16 protein-coding genes are annotated in these 14,319 nt (G+C 63.2%); 9 read left to right on the top strand and 7 right to left on the bottom strand.

What is annotated here, in order from left to right; translation table 11 throughout:
• Positions 1–16: 16 nt before the first annotated feature.
• A complete protein-coding gene (gene ruvA / locus B2828_RS03765) occupies positions 17–631 on the bottom strand; it encodes a Holliday junction branch migration protein RuvA (protein WP_479632353.1) in 615 nt (204 codons plus the stop codon).
• Between the two features lie 12 nt (positions 632–643).
• On the opposite strand from ruvA, the gene B2828_RS03770 reads away from it, so the two are divergent.
• Positions 644–1,276 carry a hypothetical protein gene (locus B2828_RS03770; protein WP_479632354.1) on the top strand — a complete coding sequence of 211 codons (633 nt, stop codon included), beginning with the start codon at positions 644–646 and terminating at the stop codon, positions 1,274–1,276.
• A 127-nt stretch (positions 1,277–1,403) separates the two neighbouring features.
• Positions 1,404–2,432 (top strand): AI-2E family transporter, encoded by a 1,029-nt coding sequence (locus B2828_RS03775; protein ID WP_479632355.1) that lies wholly within the window; start codon positions 1,404–1,406, stop codon positions 2,430–2,432.
• A gap of 40 nt (positions 2,433–2,472) precedes the next feature.
• Here B2828_RS03775 and B2828_RS03780 read toward each other — a convergent pair whose 3' ends face one another.
• Positions 2,473–3,117, bottom strand: a complete 645-nt coding sequence (locus tag B2828_RS03780) for a lysophospholipid acyltransferase family protein (protein WP_479632356.1) — start codon at positions 3,115–3,117, stop codon at positions 2,473–2,475.
• An 87-nt stretch (positions 3,118–3,204) separates the two neighbouring features.
• On the opposite strand from B2828_RS03780, the gene B2828_RS03785 reads away from it, so the two are divergent.
• Genes B2828_RS03785 through B2828_RS03800 form a run of 4 tightly spaced genes read left to right on the top strand, consistent with a single transcriptional unit; the run spans position 3,205 to position 6,041 of the window.
• Complete coding sequence (locus tag B2828_RS03785) at positions 3,205–3,774, top strand: hypothetical protein (protein WP_479632357.1); 570 nt, start codon at positions 3,205–3,207, stop codon at positions 3,772–3,774.
• Positions 3,775–3,781: 7 nt separating this feature from the next.
• Complete coding sequence (gene tyrS, locus B2828_RS03790) at positions 3,782–4,957, top strand: tyrosine--tRNA ligase (protein WP_479632358.1); 1,176 nt, start codon at positions 3,782–3,784, stop codon at positions 4,955–4,957.
• Positions 4,958–4,967: 10 nt separating this feature from the next.
• Positions 4,968–5,243 (top strand): PLD nuclease N-terminal domain-containing protein, encoded by a 276-nt coding sequence (locus tag B2828_RS03795; protein ID WP_479632359.1) that lies wholly within the window; start codon positions 4,968–4,970, stop codon positions 5,241–5,243.
• Positions 5,244–5,303: 60 nt separating this feature from the next.
• Entirely contained in the window at positions 5,304–6,041 is a 738-nt protein-coding gene (locus B2828_RS03800; protein WP_479632360.1) for a hypothetical protein, read from the top strand.
• On the opposite strand, the gene B2828_RS03805 is transcribed toward B2828_RS03800, so the two are convergent.
• Entirely contained in the window at positions 6,027–6,356 is a 330-nt protein-coding gene (locus B2828_RS03805; RefSeq protein ID WP_479632361.1) for a winged helix-turn-helix transcriptional regulator, read from the bottom strand. The two genes, B2828_RS03800 and B2828_RS03805, sit on opposite strands and share 15 nt — an antisense overlap.
• A gap of 113 nt (positions 6,357–6,469) precedes the next feature.
• Between B2828_RS03805 and B2828_RS03810 the strand changes: the two genes are divergently transcribed.
• Positions 6,470–7,294, top strand: coding sequence for an NAD(P)H-dependent oxidoreductase (locus B2828_RS03810; protein WP_479632362.1), 825 nt, complete (start codon positions 6,470–6,472; stop codon positions 7,292–7,294).
• On the opposite strand, the gene B2828_RS03815 is transcribed toward B2828_RS03810, so the two are convergent.
• On the bottom strand, positions 7,291–8,508 hold the full coding sequence (locus B2828_RS03815) for a multidrug effflux MFS transporter (RefSeq protein ID WP_479632363.1): 1,218 nt from the start codon (positions 8,506–8,508) through the stop codon (positions 7,291–7,293). The two genes, B2828_RS03810 and B2828_RS03815, sit on opposite strands and share 4 nt — an antisense overlap.
• A gap of 2 nt (positions 8,509–8,510) precedes the next feature.
• Entirely contained in the window at positions 8,511–11,231 is a 2,721-nt protein-coding gene (alaS, locus tag B2828_RS03820) for an alanine--tRNA ligase (RefSeq protein ID WP_479632364.1), read from the bottom strand.
• A gap of 183 nt (positions 11,232–11,414) precedes the next feature.
• Here alaS and B2828_RS03825 point away from each other — a divergent pair, with 183 nt between their 5' ends.
• On the top strand, positions 11,415–11,672 hold the full coding sequence (locus tag B2828_RS03825) for a CD225/dispanin family protein (RefSeq protein WP_479632365.1): 258 nt from the start codon (positions 11,415–11,417) through the stop codon (positions 11,670–11,672).
• On the top strand, positions 11,669–12,049 hold the full coding sequence (locus B2828_RS03830; protein WP_479632366.1) for a DUF2752 domain-containing protein: 381 nt from the start codon (positions 11,669–11,671) through the stop codon (positions 12,047–12,049). The genes B2828_RS03825 and B2828_RS03830 overlap by 4 nt, the downstream gene beginning before the upstream one ends.
• 15 nt (positions 12,050–12,064) lie before the next feature.
• On the opposite strand, the gene B2828_RS03835 is transcribed toward B2828_RS03830, so the two are convergent.
• Positions 12,065–12,904: an ABC transporter ATP-binding protein gene (locus B2828_RS03835; RefSeq protein WP_479632367.1), complete on the bottom strand. Its 840-nt coding sequence runs from the start codon at positions 12,902–12,904 to the stop codon at positions 12,065–12,067.
• Between the two features lie 82 nt (positions 12,905–12,986).
• Positions 12,987–13,715 carry an orotidine-5'-phosphate decarboxylase gene (gene pyrF / locus B2828_RS03840; RefSeq protein ID WP_479632368.1) on the bottom strand — a complete coding sequence of 243 codons (729 nt, stop codon included), beginning with the start codon at positions 13,713–13,715 and terminating at the stop codon, positions 12,987–12,989.
• Positions 13,716–14,319 lie beyond the last annotated feature (604 nt).

A 14,319-nucleotide genomic window follows, 5' to 3' on the forward strand; every position in this document is an offset into this window, starting at 1 on the left:
AAAGCAAGCGTACGCGTTAAATGAGGAGCTTCAACCCCTGGCGCACCAAATCTTCGACCGTCATGGTGGCGGCGGCGGAACCGGCGTCGCCCAGGGCCTTTTTGACAGCCTTGTGGGCATCCACCTGCTTGTATCCCAGCGAGATAAGGGCGAGTACGGCATCGGTGACGCGGATTTCCTCCGCACCGGGGGTGTGTTCGGCGCTCGCCGCCTCCCAAGCCGCCGCAATGCCGAGTTTGTCCTTTAGTTCGAGCACGATGCGCTCGGCGGTTTTCTTGCCGATGCCGGAGATTTTCGCGATCAGGCCGGTGTTGGCATTGACCACGGCTCCCTTGAAGTTGGAGACGCTCATGCCGCTTAAAACCGCCAGCCCCAGCTTGGGCCCGATGCCCGAAACGTGGTTGATGAGCAGGCGAAAGAGATCGCGCTCGGGCACCGTCATGAAGCCGTAGAGAATGTGGGCGTCCTCGCGCACCTGGAGGTGGGTGAGGATTTTGACCGGCTTGCCCACGGGGGGGAGCTTGTCAAAACTGGAAAGAGGGATCAGGATCTCGTAGCCAACGCCGTGGACATTGACAACGATCTGCGTCGGGAGCGACTCTTCGAGAATGCCATCCAGAAACGTAATCATGGGAGAAAAGCCATGAAGATGAAGTTTTGTCGGCAAAGTGCAAGGCTCATTGCGATCCTGGTGGCCTGCGCCGGGTTCGCCCAGGCGGACCCCCCGGCCCCTCCGGCAGCCGCGACTTGGCGCGTGGCCGTGGTGGGCTACCAGCACCCGGCGGGAACGATGGTCAGCGCTATCCCGGGCGCGCTGAAAACGGAACTGGCCGCCGCCCGCGAGACCGCCGTCGGGGACCTGGCTTACCTGACCCAGGCGGACTTCGAAGCGCTCGGGATCGACTGGAAGACCTTCCAGGCGAAATCCGCCCCCGCCGCCTCGGCCCTGCTCGCCGGGCTCAAGCCGGAGTGGATCCGCGATCGCAATCAGGTGATCGAATGCGCCATCCTGCGGGCCGAGCGCCCGGCGGACGACATCACGCCCGTGATCCTCGCTCCCGATTTTCTTAAGCGCTTCACGCCGATTTTCGGGCGCAAAATCCTCATCGCCGTCCCGGACCGCCGCACCCTCTTCCTCTTTCCCCGGCTGGCAAGCCGTTACCAGGACTACGCCGACCGGGTCGTGGGCATTTACCGCAAATCGGACGTCCCCGTGAGCCGCGAGGTCTTTGAGCTAAGCGACGCGGGGCTGCGGGCCATCGGGGAATACGAATAACGGCCCCCCACGCAAAGCGCCGCGCTGGGCAAGAAATGCACCAAGGGATTTTCCCTACCCCGAAAATGGGCGTTTTTATTTCAGGGAAGCCCTTGAACAAAGGACCATCCACGCCTACAACTCCCCCATGCCTTTCCAACGGAACTCGACCGAATTACTCGGGCAATCCCCCATCGTGTTTACCCGTTCCATCGGCGTGTCCTATGGCATCCTGGCCGCCACGCTGGGCCTGGCCGCTTGGCTGCACCTCGCCACGCTGCCGATCACGGTGCTTTTCTCCCTCTTCGCCCTGCGGGTGCTAAAGATCGGCAACCGCCGCTGGCTGGCCCTCACGCTCTTCCTCGTTCTGGTCGTGGCCGCCTTTTTCGGCTTCGGCCTCTTCGCTCACCGGGCCGTGGTCGACATGCCCAAGATCATGTCCAAGGCCGTGCCCGCCGTGGTCCAGTACGCCGATAACCGAGGCTTCAGCCTCCCGTTCTCCGACTTCGACGACCTGAAGGACGCCGCGCCCCGGATGGTCAGCGACAGCCTCGGGTTCCTGGGGAACTTCGCCAAGCTGGCCACCAAGGAATTCGTCATGCTGGTGGCGGGCATCGCGATTGCCATCGGCATTTTCGTCAACCCGCCGCCGGATCACAAACCGGGCGAGGAGAACCTCTACACCCATTACGACGACGCCATCCGGAACTGCTTCGGCTCGTTTTTCCGCAGTTTCGAAGTCGTCATGGGGGCACAGTTCCTCATCTCGCTCATCAACACCGCCGCCACGGCCTGCTTCGTCTTGAGCACGCCGCTGCTGCCCTATGGCGGCATCTTGATCCCGCTGACCTTCATCTGCGGCATGCTCCCGATCATCGGCAACCTGATCAGCAACGCGCTGACCGTCAGCATCGCCTTCGGAATGGTCTCCCCGCAGATGGCCGTCTGGGCACTGGTCTTTCTCGTGATCGTCCACAAAGTGGAGTACCTGCTCAACAGCAAGATCATCGGCTCCCGCATCCGGCACCCGATGTGGCTGACCTTGATCGCGCTGGTGCTGGGCAACTACTTGATGGGCATCCCGGGCGTGATCCTCGCCCCCGTGGTGCTCAACTTCATCAAAGTAGAGTGCTCCCGCTACGCCGCCCCGGACGCGCCGCGCTCGGGCGGGTACTAGGTAAGTACGCGAGGGACTAAGTAGGCGGGGAAGGCGGGGCTTAATCCCGCGATTTTTCCATCGCCTCGGGCCAAGCGGCCAGCTCCGCCTCGAACCGCTTCCGCTGTGCCTCGAAGGCCTCCTCCGAAAGATCGGCGGGGATCTGGTGCATCTCCCCAAAGACCACGTCCACGCGCGCGAACGGCTTGGGAATCCGGAAGCCGTCCCAGCTCTTAAGCTCCCAGTAACGGGAGTAATCGACATGAACCAAGACCAGCGCCTTGCCCGAGAGCTGCGCAAGCTTGAGCGCCCCGGGATGGAAAAAATAGCGCGGCCCCTTGGGCCCGTCGGGCGTGATGGCCATGTCGTTCCCCGCTTCCAGCACCGCCGCCATCTCCCGCATCGCCGTGGCCCCGCGCCGGGAGCTCGACCCCCGCACGCTGCCGATATTAAAGCGATCCATCACCCCAGCCACGATCGCCCCGTCCTTGCTCGGGCTCGTCAGGCAGTACCCCTTGCGGCCGCCGCTGAAGCGGTTGTAAAAAACCGGCACCACCAGCAGCCGGTTATGCCAAAAGACCCCGACAACCGGCTGGCTGCGGGTGGAAAAACCGCATCGGTCCACCACGCGCCAACGCAGCGTCAGCGCAAGCGCGCGAACCAAAAAAACGGCCAAAGCGGGAATAAAAGAGCGGGCGACTTGCATTAACGGTGTGAACCGAGAATATTGCCAGACTTGCCAGCGCCCCTCAAGTGTGGCTATGATCAATTTTACTGATCCTTCCCTCGTCCCATGCGTTCCACCCTCACCCTCCCACTGATTGCCGGAGGTCTGCTTTGCCTCGGGGCCGCCACGGCGGGAGCCCAGGAGCAGGAATCGCGCATCGAGAAAATCCTCAAGCCGGACATGACCCGGCAGTACGATTACGGTAAAACCGCCTCCGGGGCCAAAGCGTTCAACTCCTCCACCGGCGGCCGCGTGCCGGTCGAAAACAAAGCCTTCGGCCTGCGCAAGTTCGACGCAAAGGATTACCTCACCGGGGCCTACAACGGCCAGAAATCGTGCTGGATGGGCGATTTCAAATACAACGCCGACGATAAAAAGGCGTCCCGCTTCCTCTTCATTTTCCCCTCCAAGAACTACAAAACCCAAACTGCCGCCACCAAGGACTACTCCGGAGCCCAAAAGAAGTACTCGGACGCGGCAGTCTCCAACCCCACACGCGATTTTCGCGGCAAGGAGCGAGAGAAATTAAAGCAACATCTTACGCCGGAGCAGGCCGCCAACAACGGTTACCGGGGGGATCTCATTCAGTTGAAGTCCATCGACGATGTCCGTGCCCTGCTCAATAAAAGCAAGTAACCCGGCCATGAGCCCAGAACAACAACTCGAAATCCTCACCCGCGGAGCCGCCCACATCATTTCCGAAGCCGAACTGCTCGAAAAACTCAAGCAGGGCCGGCCCTTGAACGTCAAACTCGGCGTCGACCCGACGGCCCCCGACATCCACCTCGGCTTCACCGTCGCCCTCCAGAAGCTCCGGCAATTCCAGGACCTCGGCCACACCGCCATCCTCATCATCGGCGACTTCACCGCCATGATCGGCGACCCGAGCGGCCGCAGCAAGACCCGCCCGCAGCTCACCCACGACCAGGTCATGGCCAACGCCCAGAGCTTCCGCCAGCAGGCCTTTAAAATCCTCGACCCCACCCACACCCGCACGGTGTTTAACGGCGAGTGGTTCGAGATGATGACCTTCGAGGAAGTCATCCGCCTCAACAGCCGCGTCACCCTCCAGCAGATGCTCCAGCGCGAGGACTTCGCCAAGCGCCTGGCCAAAAACGAGCCCGTGCGGCTCCACGAAATCCAGTACCCGATCATCCAGGGCTGGGATTCCGTAAAAGTACAGGCCGACGTGGAAATCGGCGGCACCGACCAGCTCTTCAACATCCTCGTCGGCCGCGATCTCCAGAAGGAAGAGGGCCTGCCGCAGCAAGTCGCCCTCATGATGCCGCTCCTGGAAGGCCTCGACGGCGTCCAGAAAATGAGCAAGAGCCTGGGCAACTACGTCGGCGTCAGCGAAGCCCCGGAGACGATGTTCGGCAAACTGATGAGCATCTCCGACACGCTCATGGAGCGCTACTACCTGCTGCTCCTGGGCGAGGTGCTCGACAAATCGCTCCACCCGATGGAGGCCAAGAAGCAGCTCGCCTCCAAGATCGTCGCCCGCTACCACTCCGCCGAAGCCGCCCAGGCGGCCCTGGAGGATTTCAACACCCGGTTTTCCAAAAAAGACCTCGCCCACGCCGAGCTCCCCGAGCTTCCGGCCAGCGGCATCGGCGCCGACATCGTCTCGGCAGTCGTCGCCGCCTACGCCCAGGGGTTCAACATCAAGAAATCCCGCGGCGACGCCCGGCGGCTCGTGGAACAAGGCAGCGTCCAGTGGAGCGGCGAGAAAATCACCGACCCGAAGGCGGCCCCCGCGTTTGCCCAGGGCGGCGAACTCAAGCTCGACAAAACCCGCGCCGTTCGCGTCGTAAGCTAAAAGCCAAGCCATGATGCTCGGGGCGCTCATCGAACTCAGTAAAGAGAGCGGAGGGTCCGTGGCGACGCTTGTCATTATTGGGGCCATTGCGTGGCTCTGGGCGCTGGTCACCGTGATCCGGGACCGGCGGATGAGCGACACCGACCGAATCATATGGACGGTGATCCTCTGCACGCTAAACATCCTGGGTGTGGTTCTTTATTTTCTGCTCGCGCCCTCCCCCAAGGCGCTTACCGATGAAGAATTGAAGGACCACTTCAACAAAACCAGCGACCCCGATTCATAAAACGTGCCGGCAGCATTTCGATACACGCAAAAAAGGCTCGGGAGCCGAATAGCGCAAGTCATGCTTGCCTTTAACCTCCTGACCGTCCTTCTCCTCGCCTCCCCCACCGAGCCGCTTCCCTCAGTGGAGGAAGCCATCACCCAAGCCGCGCGCCAGCCGGGACGCCAAGCCCAGGAGACCCTCACCCGCGCCATGGGGCAAGCTCCGCGCGACAACGCCCGGCTGCTGGCCCGGCTTTCCCGCGCCTGGTCCGACGCCGTCGACCCCTCCGACCCCGCCACCGCCAAGGTCGCCGCCCGGCACGCGCTCGACCTCGGCCTCCAGGCCGTGGCCGCCGACCCGAAAAGCGCCCAGGCCCACCTGGCCCTCGCCATCGCCGAGGGGAAATGGACCGACTTCGTGGACCGCAAAACAAAAGTAGCCCTCTCTCGGCAGATCCGCAGCGAAGCCGAGCGGGCCATCGAGCTCGATCCCAAGCTCGACATGGCCTACCACGTCCTGGGCCGCTGGCATCTGGGCATGGCCGGGGTCAACCCCTTTATGCGCTTCGGCGCAAAGCTCACCGTGGGCGAGCTGCCCCCGGCGTCGATGGACGAGGCGGCGCGCAATCTTGAAAAAGCCTCCGAGCTTTCGCCCAAAACCATCATGCATCACCAGTACCTGGCACAGGTCTACGTAGCGCAGCACCGCAAGAGCGACGCCCAGCGCCAGTGGGAAAAGGTCTTGGCCCTCTCCGCGCAAGACCACGACGACGAACTCGCCCAGCAGCAAGCCCGCGCGGCTTTAGGCCGGTTTTAGCCTTTTACCCGGCCTCGGGTTGGCCGCACCCCAGGCACACATCGCCGCCATGAGAGGCTTGAGCGATTGGCCCAGGGGCGAAAGAGAATATTCCACCCGGGGAGGCACCTCGCGATAGATTTTCCTTTGGACGACGCCGTCCCGCTCCAACTCCCGCAATTGCTGGGTGAGCATCTTGGCGCTGGCTTGGGGAACCAAGCGCCCCAACTCTCCGGAACGGCGCGGGCCTTCGGCAAGGAAATGAAGGATCAGGGGCTTCCACTTGCCGCCGATGACCTCCAGCGTCCGAGTAATTGGGCAGCTTTCATAGTTCATTATCAGCAAGTTACACTTTTAGGTAGGTATATGTCAAAATAGTAGGTACTTGTAACTCTTGGAGCCATGGCGATACTTCGTTGCAACGTCCACAACGCACCAGAGGTAACCGCATGAATATCTTCATCGTTTTCGCTCATCCGGAGCCAAAATCACTCAACGCTTCGCTGCTCAACTTTTCCGTCGAGGTCCTCAAAGAAGCGGGGCATCAGGTCCAGGTATCCGACCTTTACGCGATGCGTTGGAAGGCCGTTGCGGATCGGGATGACTTTCCGTGGCTCGACGCCGGGGTGCCGCTCCAGTACGCAAATGCCTCCGGCGAGGCGTTCACCCAACATCGGCAACTCCCCGAGATCGAGGCGGAACAGCAAAAGCTCTTGTGGGCCGATTTCGTCATCTTCCAGTTTCCGCTTTGGTGGTACTCGATGCCCGCGATTTTGAAAGGGTGGGTCGACCGGGTCTACGCCTACAAGTTCGCCTATGGCGTGGGCGTGCATCAGGGGGAAAAGTGGGGCGAACGCTTCGGGGAGGGCGTCTTGAAGGGCCGCAAGGCGATGGTGGTGCTGACCGCCGGGGGCCGCGAACTGCATTATAGCCCGCGCGGGGTCAATGGGTACCTGGAAGACCTGCTTTGGCCGATTCAGCACGGGATTCTATTCTATCCGGGCATGTACCCGCTGCCCCCGTTTACGGCCTTTGAAGTAAACCCCCGGACCGCACCCGAGGCGTTCGAGCAAATCAAAGCGGCCTACAAGGAGCGGTTGCTGACGCTCGAAACCACTCCGGTCATTCAATACCGCTCCCAAAACGGGGGCGATTATGACGGCCAACAGCTGCTGAAACCGGGCCGGGAGGGCAAAGGGGTAACGGGCTTGGCGATTCACCAGATCCATCCGCGGGTCGGAAGCTATGGCGGGGAAGCCGAGGCCCCGCTCTAGGCTTCGGACACCGCTTCAGCGGCAGGCGCTCTCCCGGTGAGGGCCAGGAAGGCCGTCAGCGCGCCCAAGCCGCACACCACCATGGTGGCCGTCATCGGCTGCGCCGTGCCGTTGTGCAAAAAGCCGACCGCCGCTCCAGAGAGGCCGCCAAGGGCGAACTGCACCAGGCCGAGCACCGCCGAGGCGCTCCCGGCCTTCCGCCCAAAGGGAGCCATGGCGGCGGCGGGGAAGTTCGGGGCTGCGAAGCCGAAGGTCAGCAGCGTGGCAAAAAGGCACCCCGCCAGCAACGGCAGCCCGCCCCATCCAGTCACACCGCAAGCCAGAAGCGCCAGCGCCAGGAGGACATTCGCCACCAGGGCCCAGCCGAGGATCGACTCCGGGGTCCAGCGCCGGAGCATCCAGCGGTTGACCTGCCCCGCGCCCATCATGCCGAGGGCGTTGATGCCGAAAAAGTAGCCGAAGTGCTGCGGCGAGACGCCATAGAGGTCGATGTAAACAAAGGAGGAATCCGAAATGTAGGCAAAGAGCGTCCCGGAGGTGAACCCGCCCACCAGCGCGTAGCCGACGAAGCTCCGGTGCCGGAAGAGCGAGGCGAGGCTGCAAACCGCCTTCCAGACGCCGTCGCGCAGGCGGCGTTCGAGGGGGTGGGTCTCCGGCAGGCCCCACCAGGTTGCCAGAAAACAGACGGCGCCGAAGCCCGCCAGGATCATGAAAATCAGCCGCCAGTTCCCCAAAAGCAGCATCTGACCGCCGACCCACGGGGCCACGATGGGGGCAATGCCCGTCACGAGCATCAGTTCGGAGAAAATCCGCGCCGAGGCCCGTTCGTCGTAGAGATCGCGCACCACGGCTCGGGCAATCACCATTCCCGACGCGCCACCGAGCGCTTGGAGCACGCGGGCCGCGACGAGCACGCCGACCGTCGGGGCGGCCATGCACCCGAGCGAACCGAGCGTGTAGAGAGCACACCCGGTGAGAAGCGGCAACCGGCGTCCGAACCGGTCGGCCAGGGCCCCGTAGAACGCCTGGCTCAAGCCCGCCGCCAGCAGGTAGACCGCGAGGGTCAGTTGCACCGCGCCGGGCCGCGCGCCGAGATCCCGCGTAATCTGCGAGAACGCGGGCAGATACATGTCGATCGACATCGGCCCAAACGCCGTCAGCACCCCGAGCAGGAAGGTCAGGTGACGCGGAGGGCGGATGGGCGAGGTAGACACTTCTAGCACCCCAGCAGTTCGCGAGCCTTGGCCAGGGCGGCCTCGACCTGCGAAGCGTCCTTGCCCGCACCCCGAGCGAAATCGGGACGGCCGCCGCCGCGTCCGCCGAGGATTGGGGCGAGCGCCTGGACCAGCTTGCCCGCCTGGAATTTCTTAACGAACTCGGGCGAAACGCTGGCGACGAGCGGGACTTGGCCCGCGCCCGTTCCGACCAACACGGTGACGCCAACGAATTCCCCCTTAAGGGCTTCGGCCACGGCCTGGAGCGCATCGCCATCGACCGCGCCGAGGTTGGCCACGATGGCCGGGGTCTCGCCGAGCTGGACGGCCTTGCCGAGGAGCGCGCGGGCGGTTTCGGCGGCCTGGCGCTGCTGGGCGGCCTTGAGCTGTTTGTGAAGTTCTTTCTGTTCGTTGATCAGCGCTTCGAGCTTCTTCTCCAGCTCCCCGACCGGTGTGCCCAGACGGCCCGCGATCTCAAAAAGGCGCTCGGAGGCGGCGCGCGCCTGTTCGTAGGCCTCAAGGCCCGCGACGGCTTCGATGCGCCGGACGCCCGCCGCAATGGCGGATTCGCCCAGGATGCGGAAGAGGCCGATCTCGCCGGTGGCGGAGACGTGCGTGCCGCCGCAAAGCTCCATGGAGTAGCCGTCCAGGACGTGCGGGTCGCCGCCGACCTGCACCACGCGGACGACGTCGCCGTATTTGTCGCCGAAGAATTGCTGGATGTGCTGGTTGCCGCGAATGTCGGAGTAGGGCACCTCGGTCCAGGAGACCGGAACGTCCTCGACGATCTTCTCGTTGACGAGCCGCTCGACCTCGCGCACCTGGTGCGGGGTGAGCGCGCCGCTGTTGAAGTCGAACGTCAGCTTGTCCGGGCCAACAAAGGAGCCCTTCTGCGCGATCTCGGTGCTCACCACTTTGTGCAGCGCCCAGTGGAGGAGGTGCGTGACGGTGTGGTGCCGGGCGATGGCCGCGCGGCGGGCGGTATCGACGGAGATGGTGACTTTCGTGCCAATGGCGGGGGCGTCGGCTTCGGCCAGGAAGTGGAGCCAGGTCGCGCCGGTTTTCTGCGTGCCGACGACGTGCCAGAGCTGGCCCGCGCCTTCGAGTTCGCCGGTGTCGCCCACCTGGCCGCCCATTTCGGCGTAGGATACGGAAGTATCGAGGATGACGGCGGTTTTGCCCTTCACTTCGACGACGTCAAGGACCAGGGCCTCGGCGCTCAGGTTGTCGTAACCGATGAATTTGGTCGGCCCGGCTTCGATGTTCGAGACGCTGATGATTTCCCGCTTCTGCGCGGCCCGGGCGCGTTCGCGCTGTTCGTTCATGAGCTTCTCGAAACCCTCGACGTCCACCTTGAGGCCGCGCTCGCGGGCGAGGAGTTCGGTCAAGTCGAGCGGGAAGCCCTGCTCGTCGTAAAGGCGGAAGGCAAATGCGCCGCTGATCCGCTTGGTTTCGAGCCCGGCGGTCTCGCTTTCGAAAAGGGCGATGCCGTGGTCGAGCGTCCGGTTGAACGCCTCTTCCTCGCGCTTGATGACTTCCTTCACGTGCGCGGCCTTGGCGCGGATTTCGGGGAAGACGTCGCCCATGGTGCGGGCGAGGACGTCCACCAACTGGTAGAAGAACGGTTTCTGGAACCCGAGCGTGCGCCCGTACTTGACGGCCCGGCGCAGGATGCGGCGCAGGACGTAGTTGCGGTCGGTGTTGCCGGGCTGAATGCCGTCGGCGATGGCGAAGCTCAAGGTCCGGATGTGATCGGAGATGACGCGGAAGGCGACGTCGATTTTCTCCTCCTCGGTGTCGCCGGTGCTGCCGGATTCGGGGAGCGTGCAGCCGTATTTCAGGCCGCTCATTTTCTCCAGTTCGTCGAAGATCGGGCGGAAAATATCGGTCTCGTAGTTGGAGATTTTCGCGTGGGCGAAGTCGGTGAAGTTCTTGGTACCCTGGATGATCGAGACGACGCGCTCGAAGCCCATGCCGGTATCGACGTGCTTGGCCGGGAGCGGGACAAAGGAGCCGTCCGGGTTGGCATTGAACTGCATGAAGACCAAGTTCCAGATCTCGATACACTCGGCGGTGCCCTGGTTGACGAGCTTGCCCGCGGTGTCGCCCGCCGGGGTGAGGTCGACGTGCAGCTCGGAGCAGGGGCCGCACGGGCCGGTCTCGCCCATCATCCAGAAGTTGTCCTTTTTGTTGCCGTTGACGATGTGGACCTTCGGGTCGAGGCCGACGCTCTCGAAGAGGACCTTCCAGCAGTCGTAGGCTTCCTGGTCGAATTCGGCGGGATCGCCCTGGGTCTTGTCGGGGCAATAAACGGTGGCGTAGAGGCGCTGGGCGGGGAATTTCCACTTGAGGACGACCAGCTCCCAGGCCCATTCGATGGCCTCTTTTTTGAAATAGTCGCCGTAGGACCAGTTCCCCAGCATCTCAAAGAAGGTGTGGTGGTAGGTGTCGAGGCCGACGTCGTCGAGGTCGTTGTGCTTGCCGCCCGCGCGGATGCACTTCTGGGTGTCGCAGGCGCGAGTCGGGAGCGCGGGCTTGGCCAGCGGCCACTTATCCACGTCCGGAGCCGCTTCACCGAGGAAGATGGGGACGAATTGGTTCATCCCGGCGTTGGTGAAAAGCAGGTTCGGCGAGCTCGGCAGCAAGCTCGAAGAAGGGACGATGGTGTGCCCTTTTTCGTGGAAGAAATCGAGATACGACTGGCGGAGTTGCGAACTGGTCATAAAAAAATGGGCCGCGGGATGGACCGGCGGAACGGGAAATAAACCATCACCGGAAAGAAATTTCCAGAAAAGAAGCGTGCGGCCCGGAGGTTCCGATGAAAGGATGCCAGCGGCTTGGTTTGAATGCGCAATCGGCTTGACGCGCCTATCAAATAGGCCCAGAAGGCTGCCTTTTACGCATTTATGTTTCACCGCGATATCCCGAACTACCTTCCACAAGCCATCCTGACGGCTGTTTTTTGCTGTCTGCCGCTTGGGCTGATCGGGCTGTACAACTCCTTCCTGGTGAACCAGCGGCTGCGAAACGAGGATATCGAGGGAGCCTGGGAGGCCTCGCGACGGGCCCGGATGTGGTGCATGTTCAGTTTCGTCATCGGCGTCCTGTGTCTTTTCATCTACGCCTTGAGCCGGGGCTTTACGCTCATGGGTGGGGCACAATGACGACCCGCGCGCGCCAGCTCGTTTGGGGAACGGCCGCGCTGGGAGCCGCCGCGCTGCTCTACCATTGCAACCCGGCGGGGAACACGCTTTACCCGCCCTGCCCGCTTCATGCGCTGACGGGCTGCTACTGCCCCGGCTGCGGAAGCCTGCGGGCGGCCCATGCGCTGCTACACTTCGACGTCGCCGCCGCTTGGCACCTTAACCCGCTGATGGTCGCCTCCCTGCCGGTGCTGGCCCTGGCGCAGGTGAAGGGGAGCCCCGTGAACCGGGCCTTTCAGCACCCCGCCGCGCCGTGGGTAGCCGGTGGGATCATCGTGGCGTTCTGGGTTTTGCGAAACCTCCCCTTCGCGCCCTTCCTGCTCCTGGCGCCGCATTGAAACGGCCCCGGGGCTCTACGCGAGCTTCTCGTGGTCGATGGTCGTGAGCCTGCGGGCGCGGCTGCCGAGCTTGGGGATGCAGTCGATGAGGGCCCGGGTGTAGGGGTGCTGCGGGTGGCGCAGGACGTCCTCGGTTTTGCCGTATTCGACGATTTTCCCCCGGAACATCACGGCCACGCGGTCGGCCAGGCCGCCGATGATGCCGAAGTTGTGCGTGATGAGGAGGATGCTCATGCCGAGCTGGCGCTTGATGTCGCGCAGGAGCTCGATGATCTGCGCCTGGATGGTGACGTCGAGCGCGGTGGTCGGCTCGTCGGCCACAAGGAGGTCGGGCTGGCAGGAGAGGGCCATGGCGATCATGGCGCGCTGTTGCATGCCGCCGCTGAGCTGGTGGGGGTAGTCCCACATGCGCTGCTCCGGCTTGACGATGCCGACCAAGCCCAGCCACTTGGCGACTTCGGCATCGTAGTCGGTGACGTCGGGCCGGTGGAGCTTGAGGGCTTCGGCGATCTGGAAGTGGATGGTAAAGACGGGGTTGAGCGAGGTGGAGGGTTCCTGGAAAATATAGGCGATCCGTTTGCCGCGCACGCCGCGCAGTTCGCTGGGGCGCATGGCGAGCACGTTAAAGCCGTTGAGCAGGATCTCGCCGCCGGTGTACCGGGCGGGCGGCTCCGGCAAGAGGCGGGTGAGCGAAAGGGCGGTGACGCTTTTGCCCGAGCCGCTCTCGCCCACGACGGCGAGCGTTTCCCCGGCGTCGATCGAGAAGGAGACGTCTTTGACGGCCTCCACGGTGCCTTCTTCCGTGGCGAACTGGACCGAGAGATTCCGGACTTCTAGCAGCGGTGCGTGGCTCATGTGATTTGCGGCAGAGTATAGCAGAATTCTCGGGATTTCGCGAGCGGGAGGCGGCGCGGTTCCCCGCGGGGTCCGGCCCGGCCTATTTCGCGGCGAATACGGCGGCGATTTCCCGCTGGATGGCCTGGGCGGCGGCGCGGGGATCGGGGGCGTTGCGGATGGGGCGGCCCACGACGATGTAGTCGGCCCCGGCCTCGAAGGCGGCGGTCGGCGTGACGATGCGTTTCTGGTCGTCGGCGGGGCGGTTCTCCACGGGGCGGATGCCGGGGGAGATGATGAGGAGTTTCTCGCCCAGGCTATCGCGCAGGCGGGCGGCTTCGAGCCCGGAGGAGATGACTCCGGCGCAACCGGTTGAGAGGGCGCGTTTGGCGCGGGAAAGGACGAGATCGGCGGTGTTGCAGGCGAAGCCGAGGTCGGCGAGGTCGCCCTGGTCGAGGCTGGTCAAGACGGTGACGGCGAGCACCTTGATGGAGCTGCCCGCGGCGGCTTCGGCGGCGGCTTCCATGATGCTCTGGTTGCCGTGGACGGTGCAGAATTCGACGGGGCGGCCTTTCAAGGCGGCGACGGCGCGCTTGACGGTCTCGGGGACGTCGAAGAATTTCAGGTCAACGAAGGTTTTCTTTCCCTGGGAGGCCAGCCAGTCGAGTAGCTCGAAGTAGCCTCCGGCCATGAAGAGTTCGAGGCCGATTTTGTAGAATTGGACGGCGTCGCCGAGCTGGGTGACGAGGGCTTTGGCTTCGTCGGCGGTCTGCACGTCGAGGGCGAAGATGAGGCGTTCGGCGGATGGAATCGGCTTGGTCGAGAGAGTCATGGCGGGGGTGATTAGAGCAATTGCACGGAAAATTTCCAGTAAAGGTTTGGGGGGGCCCACGCAATGAAGGCTTGACCACCCACCAGACCTTTGCGAAGGGTACTCCGAACATATTACATTTTTAAACTGCGTAAGGCAGATTGGGCGTCCTGAAACCTAGCAATTTTAAACGCATCCAATCGCTCTGCTTACTGCGCCGGTCCGGATCGGCGCGGTCTAGCCGTGCTTTGGATGCGGGCCTTGCTAGGGCCTCAGGACCCAGTGCGGTTTAGGCCGCGCCCCTTTTTTTGCCCCGCGCCTAAAAAAAGGAGCCTCAATTGTTTACCATTATTTGTGCCTGGTGCGGCAAGATCATCAAAGACAGCGGGAAAGGCAGCCCTGTTTCGCACATGATCTGCGTTCCCTGCTTCGAGCGGGAAATGAAACAGGAAAAAATTTCGAAACCCCGGTTTTACCCGCCCAACATGCCGCCCCAGGCTCCCGGTTCTTCGGATTTGTGAGGCTACGGTGCCATCAGCACCATGCCGGGCTTAAAAGTTCTCGTTACGAGTCTCCCAAACTGTGGTTTGCCTGATAGCTGGGATTTACACAGACAAAAGGCATT

It is taken from the genome of Spartobacteria bacterium UBA695 (genome assembly GCA_002298145.1).
Classification (GTDB): domain Bacteria; phylum Verrucomicrobiota; class Verrucomicrobiia; order Chthoniobacterales; family Chthoniobacteraceae; genus UBA695.